Genomic DNA, 15,164 nt, shown 5'->3' with positions numbered 1-15,164 from the left:
GACCCGTGTTAAAAAGACTGAATACAACAAAATTTATTTCTATCGCAATTTTATCTGCGGTTTTGTTCGGTTGCGGCACGACTTCTGCGCCGGTACAGACTGAAAAGACACAAGTTTCTTTATCCGCAGTGACCGAGACGTCATCGCAATATTTGGCCCTTGCTGCCAAAGAAAAAAATAAACAAACCCGCGATAAATATGTTTTACTCGCCGCGCATGCCTTTATCAACGAAGGTAATGCCAGCGCTGCAGATAAAGCGCTGAAATCGATTGCGCAAGATATCAGCCAAAAACCAGAGCTACTGGCGGAGCATATTTACCTTTCCGCTCGCGTATTAGAGATGACGTCGACCTATGATCATGCTCTGCAGGTGCTTAATTATCCAAGCGACTGGACACTGCCAGACTGGCAATGGGTCAGCTATTATCAATTTAAGGCTCACCTGTATCAATTAATGAATCAGCCAATCGATCAAGTGAGACAGTTGAGCTTACTGGGCCAGTACTTACCCGCTTCACAAGCTCAGGAAGTCAACGACACGATTTGGCGATCACTACAGCCGATTAACGAACAAACCCTATTAAGCTTTAGCAACGACACCTCTAACCCTATTTTTGCAGGTTGGGTACAGCTAGCGTACATCGCTAAGCACTATGCCGTTGACCCTAATGACTTAGTTCGGCACTTAGGCAGCTGGCAGCAACTCAACCCGTACCACCCAGCAGCGGCAAAACTGCCAACTGACTTGGAAAAGGCACTCAATACTCAGCCTTATCAGCCCAAAAACATTGCTGTATTACTGCCGTTAACAGGCTCACGCGCAAGCGTTGCCAGCACGGTTAAGCAAGGTATTATAGCTAACTATATGGCGACGGCTGACGACAGCATTACGCTAAACTTTTTCGATACGGCAACCGGTGCACAGGCCGCTTACCAGCAAGCCGTGGCATCGGGCGCCGAATTCATCATTGGTCCACTACTGCAAACTGAAGTCGAGCAGTTACAGAATATGACTGCTGTAGGCGAAGCCGTTAGCACTATTGGAGAGCCGGGCGCTGTAAGCCCTGTGGCGAGCAAGACCATTCCGCAGCTTTACTTGAACCATATCGATAGCTTTACGCCCAACCCTGATAAGTTTTTCTTTGCCTTATCGCCGACCGATGAAGCAATTGATGCGGCGCAACGCCTATACAACGACGGTATTGAGCAGCCATTACTATTAGTCAGCAACGATGCTGTAGGCCACCGTATGGCCGAAAGCTTTAATAAAGCGTGGCAGACGCTGACTAACCATCCTGCCGAAATTCATTACTATGACGGCGGCGATAAGATGAAGGTCACCGTACAAAAAGCCTTAGGCGTTATTGATAGTAAAGAACGTATTGCGCGTATTAAGGCGATATTAACGCCTAAAATTGAAGCGGATTTTCGTTCTCGTCGCGATATCGATGCCATCTATATGATCTCAGCCAGCCAAGATTTAGTACTGCTCAAACCCTTTATCGACGTTAATTTCAGCGTCTTTGCTGAGCCAGTACCACTCTATACCACCAGCCGTAGCCGTGTTGAAGGCAACGATCGTGAAACCGCTAATGAGCTGAATAACCTCACGATCAGCGACATTCCTTGGCTGATCACCCCCAATACAGAAACCCGTATGGTCAATGAATTATGGCCTAACTGGAGCAACAGCCGTAAGCGCCTATTTATTATGGGCTATGATGCGCTCGATTTAGTCGGTAAACTGGCGCAAATGCGCGCCTTACCTGGCTACCAGTTTGCTGGACGTAGTGGGATGCTATCGGTGCAGCCAGACGGAACCTTGAACCGCCAACTCAGCTGGGGCCGCTATCAAAGAGGTAACTTACGTCCGCTATAGAAGCCGGATTCAAGCCTATTTTAATACACTTTACCGTTTTAGACGCCGAGACAAATAGTCTCGGCGAACGCTTTAAGATATATTCAAATTGACGCGACAAGGATGAGCGAATTTGATGAAAGATAACCCAAACCAAGGTCAGATTGCTGAACATGCAGCGCGACAATATTTGCAGCAACGCGGGCTAACCTTTGTCGAACAAAACGTGCGATACCGTTTTGGCGAAATAGACATTGTGATGAAAGACGGCGGCGATTGGGTGTTTGTTGAGGTAAAATACCGTTCTCCATCTCAATACGGTGGAGCGGTCAATGCGTTGAGCATTGCGCAAGCAAAGCGCATTAGAAAAGCAGCAAGCCATTACATACAGTTAAATCGAATCGACGCTATCTGTCGCTTCGATGTTATCGCGGCCACCCCTCAAGGGATCCAGTGGATCCGCGATGCCTTTTAAATAGTTTAATTTTCATATGCTCAATGCGGTAAGATGCCGCAATATGGTGCATAAATAAACATAAGGTTTATCCATGTTAGAACGCATAAAAGACAGCTTTACCGAATCAATCCAAACTAAAATTGATGCCTCTGAAGCACTGCCAGAATCAATTGCAAAAGCCGCTGAGATGATGGTGCACTGCCTACTTAGTGGCAACAAAATCTTGGCCTGTGGTAACGGCGGTAGCGCGGGCGATGCGCAGCACTTTTCTGCTGAGCTGTTAAACCGCTATGAAATTGAGCGTCCACCACTACCTGCAATTGCATTGAGCTGTGATACGTCTACCATCACCGCCATTGCTAACGATTACAGCTACGATGAAATCTTCTCTAAGCAGATTATGGCACTAGGCCAGCCTGGCGATATTTTGTTAGCGATTTCAACCAGCGGTAACTCAGGTAACGTTATCAAGGCGATGGAAGCTGCACTAAGCCGTGATATGACGATTGTCTCGTTAACCGGCAAAGATGGCGGCGCAATGGCAGGACTACTTAGCGTTAACGACGTAGAGATCCGTGTACCGTCTAATGTCACCGCCCGTATTCAAGAAGTTCACCTGCTAGCGATTCATTGCTTGTGTGACAACATCGACCACACACTATTTCCGCAGGACGAACCAGCATGAGAGCCCTGCTCCCATTAATTGCTATTGTGTTAATGCTACAAGGCTGTGCCGGTGCCGTTATGGTCGGCGCAGTTGGCGGCGCAATGATGGTTAATGACGAGCGCAGCTTTAAGACTCAAATTGATGATACCAACGCCGACTTTAATATCTCCAGCGCGTTGGCTTCTCATGATGACTTAAAGAATCAGGCGAATATTAGCGGCATTGTCATGAACGCTAATGTATTGATGATTGGCCAAGCGCCAAACTCAATGCTGCGAGATAAAGCGATTCGTACTGTTAAAGAGTTAAAGATTGGCGGCAAGATCCATAACCAAATTCGTATTGGTAACCCAACCTCTTTTACCACCCGTAGCAATGACACCTGGATCACCACCAAGGTAAAGGGTCGTATGCTCAATGAGAAAGGCTTAGATGTAACCAATATTAAGGTCGTCACCGAAAATGGCGAAGTGTTCTTAATCGGTTATGTTGAGCGTGCTCAAGCCGACTTAGCCGTGGAAGTGGCCCGCAATACTGCTGGCGTGCGTAAAGTGATTAAGGTGTTTGAATACACTGACTCTTAATCACCATGCCCAACGCCTAGAAGAATCATCCAGCTTTTTGCTCGATGATTTTTTTTGGTTTTAAAGCCATACGCGCCGCGACCCAAGGAATAACGAGCGATGGCAGCACAATAAAGCCTGCGCCAACCCAACTTAAACCGTCTAACCATTCGTCAAACAGCAACCAGCCAAAAAATACGCAAAATAGTAAGCCCGTATACTCGGCAATGGCTATTTGGCTCGCCTGAGCTTTACGGTAAGCCAATACGCATAACCAGTGATACGCGAGTAAGAAGCTATTACTGAGCGCTGCTATGCCGATAAGCCCCCAGCTTACGCCTTCGAAGCCCTGTACTGACACCATCACCAATGTGAGCGGGATACTGAGCATGTTATATAGCATCAGTGTCACACTTGGATCCTCGCTATCAGGTAGTTTACGTAGGGCCAATTGATTAATGGCAAAGGTAAAGGCCGAGATCAGTACCGCGACACCAAACCAGTTAATCTCACTTGGACGCAGTAAGATTAAAATACCAATAAAACCCAAAATGGTGGCTAACCACTGAGTCGATGTCACTTTCTCTTTGAGAAAAATCGACCCCATCAGCACGATCATCAAGGGGGCAGAAAAGAATAACGAGCTCACCGTCGCGATAGGTAAAGACATCAAACCCATGATCAAGCATACCGCGCCTAATGCGCCGGTGTTAGAGCGAAAGAAATGAACTTTTAGGTGCTGAGTCGTCGGCCTCTTGGCGTAAAACCACAAAGGCAGCAACATCAATACCGATAGTATTTGTCGTATCAACAAAAAAGTCGCGGCGTTACTCCCCTCTGGCATCCATTTAATGGAGACATCATAAAGTGCGCTAAAAAGGTTGCCAAAAACGAGGATTGCCATGGCAATCATGACATTGGATTTCATCTGCTTTTCCACAGTACAACTGAATATGCGCGCATGATATAGCCCGCAAAAGGCAAACTAAAATGATGTTTTTTCTTCAATCATGAATTAAATTAATACCATGATGGAGATCACCTATTAAATTCATACTTTGAGCGAATCACTATGCGTAAACTCCCGCCATTAAGAGCCTTGCAGGTTTTTGAAGCTGCTGCCAGGCAGTCTCACTTCTCCCGCGCTGCAACCGAGTTGTGCATCACGCAAAGTGCGGTATCGCATCAGGTTAAGCTACTTGAAGAGTATTACGGCGAACGTTTATTTAAACGAGAGGGGCGACAGCTACGGCTTACGAGCAAGGGTGAGTTGCTATATAAAGAGTTAGAGCGGATCTTTAATGAACTGAGTGATTTAAGTATGCAGATAAGTGGCGACAGTAATGATCAACTGCGCCTTGCGGTTTATAGCTCATTTGCGATCAAGTGGTTGATCCCCAGACTCAGTGGCTTTAGACGCCAACATCCACAGATAAAAATCCGCCTTGATATGATTGCTGATGATCCAGAGCTAAGTGACAGCGTGGCTGATATGTTTATCACGGGCCAAAGTGGCCAATTAGGCTACCATCATCACTTATTACATAAAGAGCGCTTAATTCCGGTTATAAGTCCAAGCTTACTGGATCCCGATAGCATTGCACTGGATGAATTGGCTAAACAGCCACTGCTGACGGTTGACGAAGGCCCACTGGGACTAGATTGGGATAGATGGTTTGTGGCTAACAACTTAACTCTGCCCCCAGAGCAACAACAGCATATTTTTAGTCATGTGTTAATGGCTATTGAGGCTGCCATAGCAGGCCAAGGAATTGCGCTCGCATCGGACTTTATGGTGCAGGCTGATATTGAAAAAGGATTATTGGTCGAGCTTGAGTTGCCTGATATTTTGACTGGATTTGAGTTCTATTTCAGCTGTAAGCAGCGCCGCTTGAAAGAGCCTGCTATAGCAGCGTTTGCAACTTGGTTAAACCAACAATAATGCGAGTAAACTGAAGCAAAAAAGCGTAAGCAATAAAAAAGCCAGCGACGATCGCTGGCTTTTCATTAATCGTATCGAATTAAACGATAAGACCGATCTTTTCGTAAACCTTCTTAATGGTCACTTCAGCGCGAGCCTGCGCCTTTTCAGCACCGTCTCTCATGACTTGATTCAAGAAGTCTTGGTCTGCACGGTATTCTTTAAAGCGCTGCTGCAGCGGTTCAAGCATACCAACCACCGCGTCACCGGTTGCCACTTTCAAATGACCATACATCTTGCCTTCGAACTCGGCTTCAAGGCTAGCAATCGACTGACCAGTACAACCTGACATTAAGCTTAGCAAGTTAGAAACACCCGGCTTTTCGGCAACATCAAAACGGACTACTGGTGGCTCTTGACCATCGGTCATCGCCTTTTTGATCTTCTTCATGATCGCCTTAGGATCTTCAAGCAAGCCAATAACGTTATTACGGTTATCATCAGACTTAGACATCTTCTTAAGCGGATCTTGCAGCGACATCACCTTAGCGCCATGCTCAGGGATGAATGGTTCAGGGATCACGAAAGTCTCACCATAAGCATTGTTAAAGCGTGTGGCAATATCACGCGTTAACTCTAAGTGCTGCTTCTGATCTTGACCTACTGGAATTTCGTTTGCCTGATAAAGCAAGATATCTGCCGCCATTAACACTGGGTAAGCAAAGAGGCCTACGTTAATGTTATTAGCATGCTTCTGCGACTTATCTTTAAACTGCGTCATGCGGTTTAGCTCACCCATCTGGGTGTAGCAGTTTAGCGCCCAGCCAAGCTGTGTGTGCTGTGGAACCTGAGACTGAATAAATACCGTGCTCTTTTTAGGGTCGACACCACAAGCCAAATACAGTGCTAGCGTATCGAGACACGCTTCACGCAATTTAGCGGGATCTTGTCTAACAGTAATCGCATGCAAGTCAACGACGCAATAAAGGCAATCATGACTATCTTGCATGGCAACCCACTGACGTAACGCGCCCATATAGTTGCCGATGGTCAGCTCGCCTGATGGCTGCGCTCCGCTTAGAACTACGGGTTTCGTTAGAGGGTTCGTCATTTTGTTTATTGCTCCGTTGCTTTATCGCGCAGTTTAAGTAGCGCGGTTATTTCACTAAATTGTTCACATACGGCGTCTGGGCCGCTTAGCCCAATATCTTCACCGTAGTTGTAGCCGTAGGTCAAGCCTACAGAGGCAAGCTTAGCCGCTTTTGCCGCTAATATATCGTTCTTTGAGTCGCCGACCATCAATAATTGCTCAGTTTGCAGTTGCCACTCGTGCAAAATGTGCTGCAGTGGCAATGGATCGGGTTTCATCTTAGCTAAAGAGTCGCCACCGAGCACAATACTAAAGTACTTATCGATATTAAATGCTTTAAGTAACGGGATGGTAAACTCGTACGGCTTATTGGTGACAATAGCCATGGGATAGCCCGCTTGTTGCAACTGCTCTAGAGCAGATTCAACCCCAGGGTATAACACGCTATGCTGCTGCAAGTTAAGCTTATAAAAATGCATAAAGCGTGGCATGGTATTTTGTAACTGCTGCTCACTTACCGCGCTATCAAGCGCGAAAGACAGCGCTCTGCGCATCAGCATTTCGGCGCCATTACCAACCCAACTACGCACTAAGTCATCACTACACAGCGGCAGGTTCAACTCAGCAAGGGTTGCACGGGTAGCGGCAGCGAGATCTGGAACGCTATCGATTAGCGTTCCATCTAAGTCAAATGCTATCGCCTTAATTTGACTAAAGGTATTCATTGCTTAGGCCTCAACGCTAGCCAATTCTGCACGCATCTCATCGATTACCGCTTTATAGTCAGGCTTATTGAAAATGGCAGAACCCGCCACAAACATGTCTGCACCTGCCGCTGCGATTTCAGCAATGTTGTCGACTTTAACGCCGCCATCGACTTGCAAGCGAATATCATAACCGCTGTCATCAATCAACTTACGCACTTGACGCAACTTATCTAAAGTCGATGGAATAAATGATTGGCCACCAAAGCCTGGGTTAACCGACATCAATAGAATGACATCAAGCCTGTCCATCACGTGATCTAGATAATGCAGTGGCGTTGCAGGATTAAATACTAGACCGGCTTTACAGCCAGATTCTTTGATTAACTGCAGGGTACGGTCCACATGCTCAGAGGCTTCTGGGTGAAAAGTAATAATCGAAGCACCTGCTTTAGCAAAGTCAGGGATGATGCGATCAACAGGCTTCACCATGAGATGCACGTCAATGTCCGCTGTCACACCATATTTACGTAGAGCCTCACACACCATAGGGCCAATGGTTAAATTTGGCACATAATGATTATCCATGACATCAAAATGAACTACATCAGCCCCCGCGTTTAATACGGCATCGACATCTTCACCTAGACGCGCAAAATCGGCAGATAAAATAGAAGGAGCAATCAAAAATGGACGCATAACGAACTCACTTTAATGTTTAAGAAGTACGCTATTCTACCTGCTGTAGCCATAGCCCTCTACACCTGAGCGCCCATTTAAGTTAAATTGCCAGATAAAATAATTCACTTAATCAGCTAAATAGAATTTACACACAAAATATGTTTAAAATATGAGCGAACTTGTTATACTATTGCAACTGAGTTGAAGAAGGAGGCATGATGAAAGGACTTATCCAGAATACAGCAATGATAAAATCCGCTGCAATTCTTGCGCTTGCCTGTACAACTTTGACCAGTTTTACCCTGTCTTCAAATCGAACTGAAACAGCGGCTAATGCAGCCTGTGTTTGTGATACAGCAAGTCAGTACAATCCAAGCTTACCTGCTAGTCATCCGAGTAACCGCTGCGCAAATCAAACAGATAATCTTAGTTGGAAAAGCTGGTTATCTGGCAAGAGCCAAACCAACCAACTGCATTTTATTGATCTGTTTGAACTGCTATATGGCCATGAAAGTGCCCCTATCAGCAAGAATTCTCCACTTAGTAGCAAGTAATCAACGACATGCTACGCCGCTTCTGGCAAATATTCTCTAGTACCATAGCGGCATTTTTTGGGGTGCAAACCGAGCAAAATCGCGTTAGAGACTTCCAAACATCCTCACCAATACCCTTTATTATCATGGGGATAATATTAGCGATTATGTTTGTGTCTGCGCTGCTGTTTATTGTTAGGCAGGTATTAGCATAATACTGACAGCCTCTAGTCTAACGAGAATAGAGGCTTAATCGTTGTCGCTATGGTATGAATCATCGTACAGCGCCATCAGTTCATCGACCTTCTTACGACCACTGCCCTTTTGACTTATATTACGCTGAACTTGAATCGTGTCGAAACGAGCACCATGGTATAACTCACGCGTTAACGGAATGTCATGATTGCTAATAAGCACAGGAATGCCACGTTCAATTGCGGTATGGCGCGCCTGCCTAGCCAGTAGTGCCTGATCATCCAATGAAAAGCCACTCCCCACATAAGTGGTAAAGCTCGCTGTCGATGACAAGGGCGCATAAGGCGGATCGCAATACACCACATCCCCTGTTTGAGTCATATCGATCGCTTGCTCATAACCGATGCACTGGAATTCGGCATTTTGAGCCTTTTCTGAAAAGGCCCAAATCTCCTTTTCAGGAAAATATGGCTTTTTATATGAACCAAATGGCACGTTAAAGCCACCTTTTCGGTTATAACGGCATAAGCCATTAAAGCCGTGGCGGTTCATATAAAGAAAATAGACTGAGCGCTTAAAAGGGTCATTCGTCGCATTAAAAGCCGTACGAATTGTATAGTAGGCTTCCTTCTCATTCATTTCTGGAACGAAAAGCGCCTTCGCAGCTTCGATATATCTTTCAGGCTCTTTTTGCACAATCTTGTACAAGTTAATCAGATCATGATTAATATCGCACAATAGATAGTGACTATAATTGGTATTGAGGAATACTGAGCCTGCACCGACAAAAGGTTCGACCAAGCGGTCACCTTCAGGTAGATGTTTTGACAAGGCTTCAATCAGTTTAAATTTTCCGCCAGCCCACTTTAAAAAGGCTCTTTGTTTTTTAATCATTTAAATTGATTGAACACTGTGAAAAAAGAGAGCTGATGATTGTACTCTGTTTATTATTGAATTTCACGAGTTGGAAGTACATCTTGTAGCTCATATTCATTAAGATTTTGCCAAGCACGGATCCAGGGGGCTGAAATCCCCGTTTTTGCCATTAATAATGCCGATTGCTGCTGGGCAACTTTTCGGCTGCTGTACTCTCCTAACAATACGACCCAGCGCTGCTGATAACGCGCCACTTTCACTTGAGGAATATCGTTGAGCTTTGACAGTGTATTATGTAAAGAATCTAAACGTTTTACACTTGCTAACTGCAAAGTATAACCTTCGATAGGCTTACCGATTTTAGCTGATTGCCCGATTGATTCTGAGGACTCAGCTCTAGATTCTGGCAGCTTATCTGTAGCCTTACCTACCCCTTCAATCGATTTAGCTGAGGTTTCTTGTAATTGCTCGATAGCCTGTGTTTGCTCTTGCTGCTCAGTAACAAATGTAGATATTTGCTTGGCTTTATAAGTAGTCACAGATTCTGGCGTTGCACTATTTAACTCGGTTAATGCTGTAACGTCTGTCAAGTTAAGCGCACCAGATTTTGCGATATCAACAGAAGCCTGATTTTCGACCTGCAAGCTAGATGCGAATGAACTCGATATGCTTGAGCAAGAATAGGGGCAATAGTCCAGCAGTACACGCTCGGCATACTCAATCAGAAAGCGGTCATCTAAGCCAAATCGCTCGGCTGTATTTATCGCAAACTCGACTCTATTGGCCTTCACATTGGGAGTGTCTTCATTACCATCAATCAGCAACCAACTTGCTAGTAATGCAATAATGCACACGAGTGAGACGGCTATGATCAGTGTAAGTCTCGACTTTTGCTGTGGTACCTCTTGTTCCCCATTAAGCGCAAGTTCAAGCAGACCGACCACTTCTTTTGGCGTACCAAGTTGCATCTCCAAACGATTTTTAACGATATCCCTTGGGGTGAACGGTTGCTGTTCACTGCGGCTTAGCAGTGTGTAATAAAGTCCTTCTCGCTCTGCTTGTTCTAATGGCTCAATATAGATAGGGAGTACTTGATCTAGCAGTGACTCTGGAAGCTGAGCTGCAACTTCGTTAAAAAACGCAACCGGTGCAGTCATTAAGATCTTAATCGACTTTCCAGGCAATGATATCTGACTAAGCACGATACACTCGGCCCAAATATCGAGGGGTAAAAGGTGAGCATCATCTAACACAATACAACTCTTGGCAGGCAAAGAGTCTACGACGCTAAGAAGGCATTCCGGTAAAGGGGTTTCATCATCGAATACGGGATCGCTTAGTAGCTGAACCAATATTTTGCGTCTAATTTCGGCGCTATCGCAATGCTTTGGACAAATCACCCATGCAGAACTATGGTGCTCTAACTCATTTAGCAATGCTGTGGCCAAGGTGGTTTTCCCCGCGCCATCTTCACCAGTCAACACCATTAATTGCTCGCCATACAAGCTAATATGCAATAGGCGATGCAGTAACGCATCCTGACTTGGCAGCAAAGTTGATTCAGAAAATGCCATCTACATCCGCCTCCAATACAGCGGTGCCCATAAAGCCTTAACGGGAATGTTAAGCAGCACAAAGCCAAAACTATAGCGAAGTTCTATAGCTTGGGAAAAATAACCAAAGTTATGTTTATTAAAACTGAATTTAGCGTTCACCGATCACCTGCAACATCATCTATGCGCAGTTGATAACCTCTTCCAGTAGCTCATCAGTAACATCACTATAGATACCTGCTTGACCAATGCCTTCAGGTAAAATGAGTCGTAACTGACCTTTGAGCACCTTCTTGTCTCGGCGCATATGCTTAATGAATTGTTCGAAATCCATTGATTCGGGTGCCGTTACCGGTAAATCGAATGCCGCTAATAACGCAGTTATACGACAAACAATTGACTCATCAACTAACCCGAGCTTATTTGCAGTGATTGCAGCAAGGACTGTGCCAGCTGAAACTGCCTCACCATGCAACCAAACACCGTAGCCCATTTCAGCTTCGATAGCGTGACCAAAAGTATGACCTAGATTAAGCAGCGCACGCACAGCTTGTTCAGTTTCATCCTTCTCAACCACTTCGGCTTTAATCTCACAGCAGCGACAAATTGCATACTCAAGCGCTGGTGTATCCAATGATTTCAACGCTTCAACGTTGTCCTCAAGCCATTGGAAAAACTCTGCATCCCAAATCACACCATACTTAATGACTTCTGCCATACCCGCTGCAAATTCACGTTTAGGTAGAGTGCTTAAACAATCGGTGTCAATTAATACACACTTAGGCTGATAGAAGGCTCCTATCATATTTTTGCCTAACGGGTGATTAACTGCTGTTTTGCCACCAACAGATGAGTCCACCTGAGATAACAGCGTTGTAGGGATTTGAATAAAATCCACACCTCGTTGATAACTCGCAGCAGCAAAACCCGTCATATCGCCAATCACACCACCACCTAACGCCACTAAAACCGTATCACGGCCTAAGTTTTGCTCCAGTAATGAAGTGAATATCGCATTCATCTGCTCGAGGGTTTTATATTGCTCACCATCTGGCAAAATCACGGGCGTGACGCACGCGAAATCCGACAGCATCGCTTCTACCTGTTGAAGATAGAGAGGCGCTATCGTTTCGTTAGTAACGATTAGAACGTTTTTATGTTGAAGATAGCGAGCCAAAAGCTCGCTACTACTAAACAAATTCTGGCCAATTTCAATTGGATAACTGCGCTCTCCGAGCTGTACCAGAACTTGTTTAGCCATACTTTAAAAACCTAACTGTTCAATAATTTGGTTTGCAACAACTTTGGCACTTTGTTCGTCAGTTTTTACGATGACGTCAGCAATCTCTTCATATAGAGGATTACGTACCTCAGCTAGGTTTTCTAGCACTTCTCTTGGGTCATCAACTTGAAGTAATGGACGACGCTTGTCTCTTTGCGTACGTGCAACTTGCTTGTCGATAGTTGTTTCTAAGTAAACAACGATGCCGCGCGCAGAAAGATTATTTCGGATCTCTTTGCTTTGAATCGAGCCACCGCCGGTTGCTAAGACAATACCTTGCTTTTCGGTTAGATCAGCGACAACCTGCGTTTCGCGGATACGGAAGCCCTCTTCACCTTCAACATCAAAAACCCAAGCGATATCCGCACCAGTGCGGCTTTCAATTTCTTGATCTGAATCGTGGAACTCTAAGTGCAGCATCTGTGCCAGATGACGGCCTATAGTGCTTTTACCAGCCCCCATAGGGCCTACTAGGAAAATATTACGTTTTTCGGCCATTGATTTATACGTCTGAATCTTATTTAAGTTTGCCTACATCAACTCAAATAAACGGAGTTGACCTTTAATCTTACCTTGCTCTATTGAGACTTGACCGCTGATTATCTCAGCTAAGTGCTATCTATGGCAAGCGTGGAATGCATTTCTATCGAAAATGTATCGACCAACATGTCAAAGCCAGCATATTACGCTGGCTTTATATGGCTAAACAATTTATAGCGCTTCGGAAACAATCTTCGGTGTAACGAAGATCAGCAATTCTTGGCGTTCATTTTTATCTGAGCTATTTCTGAACATAAAGCCTAAATAAGGGATATCGCCCAATATTGGCACTTTACTCACTCGGCTAATCAGCTGTTGTTGATAGATTCCGCCCAGTACAATCGTCTCGCCATGGTCCACCAGCACTTGAGTACCTATACGTTGAGTATCGATCGACACTGCCTGCCCTGTCGGAGTATCGACTGTTTTACCTTGCGAGTCTTGCGTAATTTCAAGATCTAAAATCACCCGGTTATCTGGCGTAATTTGCGGTGTCACACGTAGTGATAGAACTGCCTTTTTAAAGGTTACCGTTGTTGCACCACTAGAACTTGCCTCTACGTATGGGATCTCCACACCTTGCTCGATATAGGCAGCTTTCTGGTTAGAGGTTGTAATACGTGGGCTGGCGATAATCTCACCCTTATTTTCCTGCTCAAGCGCACTGAGTTCAAGATCAAGAACCGTTCCATCAGCAAGCTTTGCCACATGGAAAGCAATACTTGTTGGATTAGCCACAGCGGCAGGAAGGTTAACGTTTAAGCGATCACTTAAGCTTGGAACCACACCGTTTGCGATATCCCCCGCCCCTTCAAGACTACCTGATGTGCCTTTATTACCTTGCTGATCGGTTACTCCCCAACGTACACCAAGATCTTCTGAAACATCGTCTTTTACCGTTACCATACGGGCTTCAATCAACACCTGCTTGATTGGAATATCCAGCACTTCTATCAGGCGATGTATGCTTTCTAGTGTCTCTTCAGTATCTTTAACTAGCAGGGTGTTAGTACGTTCGTCGACGGCAACACTGCCACGAGATGTTAATAAACTAGAATCATCACCTTTTAACAATGCCGCGATATCTTTAGCCTTGGCATAATTAATCTGCAAATACTCAGAATATAGTGGTGCTAACTCTTTAACTTCTTGACGATTCTTTAATTCTTGGCTTTCGCGAATGGCTATCTCTTCAATAGGTGCAACCATCAAGATATTGCCTTCAATACGCTTATCTAATCCTTTAGCTTGCAAAATCAAGTCTAGTGCTTGATCCCAAGGCACATCGTCTAAGCGTAAAGTGATATCCCCCTCAACCGTGTCACTTGTTACCAAGTTAAAGTTATTGTAATCGGCAATAATCTGCAGCACAGTTCTAACTGAAATATTCTGGAAGTTTAATGACAGTGAGCGTCCATCATATTTTATCTCTTCCTTAACGATATTCATGCGCTCTGTTTTCTTCATCGTTAACTTGAACAAGCTACCATCCTGCTGGTAGTTGTATTCATAATCACCATCAACATCAATAAGAAAACGCGCAGTCAACTCTTCTTTAAAGGTTTCAAAGCTTTTAACTGGAGTAGCAAAGTCATACACGTCCATGACATACAAGAAATCACTACTAATATCAGTGTTATAAAGTTTTAATTCAAGCTTAGCGCCAACTTGTTCAACGTTAGCCGCCACAGAGCTATTATTTAGCTTAACTAATAACTCTCCACCACCATCAGCTGTACGGCGAAAATCAATATTCTCAATGTTATTAACGAACGGGCTTTCCCCCGCTGTATTTTGACTTGCCACTTCATCGTTAATGGTTAAACGATAGGTATTACCAACTACTTTTCCCTGATACGGCTTTACTTGCGTTAAACCAATAAAGACTTGAAGATTATTACCATTTGGTACAGTGCTTACGGTTTCCACACCAACAGTTTTAATCGGTAATGTTTGTTTTTCTAGTGCGGAAATACTGTCATCGAATCCCAATATAATCTGCGCAGGAGATGCCTTTAAATCGATATCGGGTTCTTGAATATCATTCTCGAAAATTAATTGTAGTTCGAGCTGGTGATCCACTACGGCATGATATTTAACATCAATCAGTCGGTTAACGGCATATGAATGCTGAGTCATACCAAGAATTAATGCGAAACCAATAACGGCCTTAAATAAAGGCACTAACTTAAAACTGGCTTTTGGCGTGGTTGAAGATCTCATTATTCCCTCAGTCATCTCTT

Annotated in this window: 16 protein-coding genes; 7 read left to right on the top strand and 9 right to left on the bottom strand. The window is 44.7% G+C overall.

Annotation, left to right across the window (positions count from 1 at the left end; genetic code table 11):
- Positions 1-5 precede the first annotated feature (5 nt).
- The 4 genes from ACVBIL_RS11355 to ACVBIL_RS11340 all read left to right on the top strand — a co-directional run bounded on the left by ACVBIL_RS11355 (position 6) and on the right by ACVBIL_RS11340 (position 3,567).
- Complete coding sequence (locus ACVBIL_RS11355) at positions 6-1,880, top strand: penicillin-binding protein activator (protein ID WP_447167095.1); 1,875 nt, start codon at positions 6-8, stop codon at positions 1,878-1,880.
- A gap of 115 nt (positions 1,881-1,995) precedes the next feature.
- Positions 1,996-2,334, top strand: coding sequence for a YraN family protein (locus ACVBIL_RS11350; RefSeq protein ID WP_447167094.1), 339 nt, complete (start codon positions 1,996-1,998; stop codon positions 2,332-2,334).
- Between the two features lie 73 nt (positions 2,335-2,407).
- Positions 2,408-3,001, top strand: a complete 594-nt coding sequence (locus ACVBIL_RS11345; RefSeq protein ID WP_447167093.1) for a phosphoheptose isomerase — start codon at positions 2,408-2,410, stop codon at positions 2,999-3,001.
- The gene (locus ACVBIL_RS11340; protein ID WP_447167092.1) at positions 2,998-3,567 is read left to right on the top strand and encodes a BON domain-containing protein; all 570 of its coding nucleotides are present in this window, start codon (positions 2,998-3,000) and stop codon (positions 3,565-3,567) included. The genes ACVBIL_RS11345 and ACVBIL_RS11340 overlap by 4 nt, the downstream gene beginning before the upstream one ends.
- Positions 3,568-3,592: 25 nt before the next feature.
- On the opposite strand, the gene ACVBIL_RS11335 is transcribed toward ACVBIL_RS11340, so the two are convergent.
- Entirely contained in the window at positions 3,593-4,474 is an 882-nt protein-coding gene (locus tag ACVBIL_RS11335; RefSeq protein WP_447167091.1) for a DMT family transporter, read from the bottom strand.
- Positions 4,475-4,618: 144 nt separating this feature from the next.
- Between ACVBIL_RS11335 and ACVBIL_RS11330 the strand changes: the two genes are divergently transcribed.
- Positions 4,619-5,488, top strand: a complete 870-nt coding sequence (locus ACVBIL_RS11330; protein WP_447167090.1) for a LysR substrate-binding domain-containing protein — start codon at positions 4,619-4,621, stop codon at positions 5,486-5,488.
- Positions 5,489-5,567: 79 nt separating this feature from the next.
- On the opposite strand, the gene trpS is transcribed toward ACVBIL_RS11330, so the two are convergent.
- Genes trpS through rpe form a run of 3 tightly spaced genes read right to left on the bottom strand, consistent with a single transcriptional unit; the run spans position 5,568 to position 7,960 of the window.
- Positions 5,568-6,578, bottom strand: a complete 1,011-nt coding sequence (gene trpS, locus ACVBIL_RS11325; RefSeq protein WP_447167089.1) for a tryptophan--tRNA ligase — start codon at positions 6,576-6,578, stop codon at positions 5,568-5,570.
- A 5-nt stretch (positions 6,579-6,583) separates the two neighbouring features.
- Positions 6,584-7,282 carry a phosphoglycolate phosphatase gene (locus ACVBIL_RS11320; RefSeq protein WP_447167088.1) on the bottom strand — a complete coding sequence of 233 codons (699 nt, stop codon included), beginning with the start codon at positions 7,280-7,282 and terminating at the stop codon, positions 6,584-6,586.
- A gap of 3 nt (positions 7,283-7,285) precedes the next feature.
- Positions 7,286-7,960 (bottom strand): ribulose-phosphate 3-epimerase, encoded by a 675-nt coding sequence (rpe, locus tag ACVBIL_RS11315; protein WP_447167087.1) that lies wholly within the window; start codon positions 7,958-7,960, stop codon positions 7,286-7,288.
- 200 nt (positions 7,961-8,160) lie between these two features.
- Here rpe and ACVBIL_RS11310 point away from each other — a divergent pair, with 200 nt between their 5' ends.
- Both ACVBIL_RS11310 and ACVBIL_RS11305 read left to right on the top strand, forming a co-directional pair.
- Positions 8,161-8,496, top strand: coding sequence for a hypothetical protein (locus tag ACVBIL_RS11310; RefSeq protein WP_447167086.1), 336 nt, complete (start codon positions 8,161-8,163; stop codon positions 8,494-8,496).
- Between the two features lie 8 nt (positions 8,497-8,504).
- Positions 8,505-8,690, top strand: a complete 186-nt coding sequence (locus ACVBIL_RS11305; protein WP_447167085.1) for a DUF2970 domain-containing protein — start codon at positions 8,505-8,507, stop codon at positions 8,688-8,690.
- Between the two features lie 34 nt (positions 8,691-8,724).
- Here the strand turns inward: ACVBIL_RS11305 and ACVBIL_RS11300 are convergent, their stop codons facing one another.
- From ACVBIL_RS11300 to ACVBIL_RS11280, 5 genes are all read right to left on the bottom strand, one after another.
- Positions 8,725-9,564, bottom strand: coding sequence for a Dam family site-specific DNA-(adenine-N6)-methyltransferase (locus ACVBIL_RS11300; protein ID WP_447167084.1), 840 nt, complete (start codon positions 9,562-9,564; stop codon positions 8,725-8,727).
- Positions 9,565-9,617: 53 nt separating this feature from the next.
- Entirely contained in the window at positions 9,618-11,120 is a 1,503-nt protein-coding gene (locus ACVBIL_RS11295; protein ID WP_447167083.1) for an AAA family ATPase, read from the bottom strand.
- 160 nt (positions 11,121-11,280) lie between these two features.
- A complete protein-coding gene (gene aroB, locus ACVBIL_RS11290) occupies positions 11,281-12,360 on the bottom strand; it encodes a 3-dehydroquinate synthase (protein WP_447167082.1) in 1,080 nt (359 codons plus the stop codon).
- A gap of 3 nt (positions 12,361-12,363) precedes the next feature.
- Entirely contained in the window at positions 12,364-12,879 is a 516-nt protein-coding gene (gene aroK / locus ACVBIL_RS11285; RefSeq protein ID WP_447167081.1) for a shikimate kinase AroK, read from the bottom strand.
- Between the two features lie 213 nt (positions 12,880-13,092).
- Positions 13,093-15,159: a type IV pilus secretin PilQ gene (locus tag ACVBIL_RS11280; RefSeq protein WP_447167080.1), complete on the bottom strand. Its 2,067-nt coding sequence runs from the start codon at positions 15,157-15,159 to the stop codon at positions 13,093-13,095.
- Positions 15,160-15,164: the final 5 nt, after the last annotated feature.

The organism is Shewanella sp. 125m-7 (assembly GCF_052977045.1).
The sequence above is the reverse complement of the archived record's forward strand: the minus strand, read 5'-3'. Positions and strand labels throughout refer to the sequence as shown.

Bases quoted from the DNA above. Each gene is read 5' to 3' on its own strand.
- ACVBIL_RS11350 (WP_447167094.1), top strand. From the start codon at position 1,996: ATGAAAGATAACCCAAACCAAGGTCAGATTGCTGAACATGCAGCGCGA.
- ACVBIL_RS11345 (WP_447167093.1), top strand. From the start codon at position 2,408: ATGTTAGAACGCATAAAAGACAGCTTTACCGAATCAATCCAAACTAAA.
- ACVBIL_RS11340 (WP_447167092.1), top strand. From the start codon at position 2,998: ATGAGAGCCCTGCTCCCATTAATTGCTATTGTGTTAATGCTACAAGGC.
- ACVBIL_RS11335 (WP_447167091.1), bottom strand. From the start codon at position 4,474: ATGAAATCCAATGTCATGATTGCCATGGCAATCCTCGTTTTTGGCAAC.
- ACVBIL_RS11330 (WP_447167090.1), top strand. From the start codon at position 4,619: ATGCGTAAACTCCCGCCATTAAGAGCCTTGCAGGTTTTTGAAGCTGCT.
- trpS (WP_447167089.1), bottom strand. From the start codon at position 6,578: ATGACGAACCCTCTAACGAAACCCGTAGTTCTAAGCGGAGCGCAGCCA.
- ACVBIL_RS11320 (WP_447167088.1), bottom strand. From the start codon at position 7,282: ATGAATACCTTTAGTCAAATTAAGGCGATAGCATTTGACTTAGATGGA.
- rpe (WP_447167087.1), bottom strand. From the start codon at position 7,960: ATGCGTCCATTTTTGATTGCTCCTTCTATTTTATCTGCCGATTTTGCG.
- ACVBIL_RS11310 (WP_447167086.1), top strand. From the start codon at position 8,161: ATGAAAGGACTTATCCAGAATACAGCAATGATAAAATCCGCTGCAATT.
- ACVBIL_RS11305 (WP_447167085.1), top strand. From the start codon at position 8,505: ATGCTACGCCGCTTCTGGCAAATATTCTCTAGTACCATAGCGGCATTT.
- ACVBIL_RS11300 (WP_447167084.1), bottom strand. From the start codon at position 9,564: ATGATTAAAAAACAAAGAGCCTTTTTAAAGTGGGCTGGCGGAAAATTT.
- ACVBIL_RS11295 (WP_447167083.1), bottom strand. From the start codon at position 11,120: ATGGCATTTTCTGAATCAACTTTGCTGCCAAGTCAGGATGCGTTACTG.
- aroB (WP_447167082.1), bottom strand. From the start codon at position 12,360: ATGGCTAAACAAGTTCTGGTACAGCTCGGAGAGCGCAGTTATCCAATT.
- aroK (WP_447167081.1), bottom strand. From the start codon at position 12,879: ATGGCCGAAAAACGTAATATTTTCCTAGTAGGCCCTATGGGGGCTGGT.
- ACVBIL_RS11280 (WP_447167080.1), bottom strand. From the start codon at position 15,159: ATGACTGAGGGAATAATGAGATCTTCAACCACGCCAAAAGCCAGTTTT.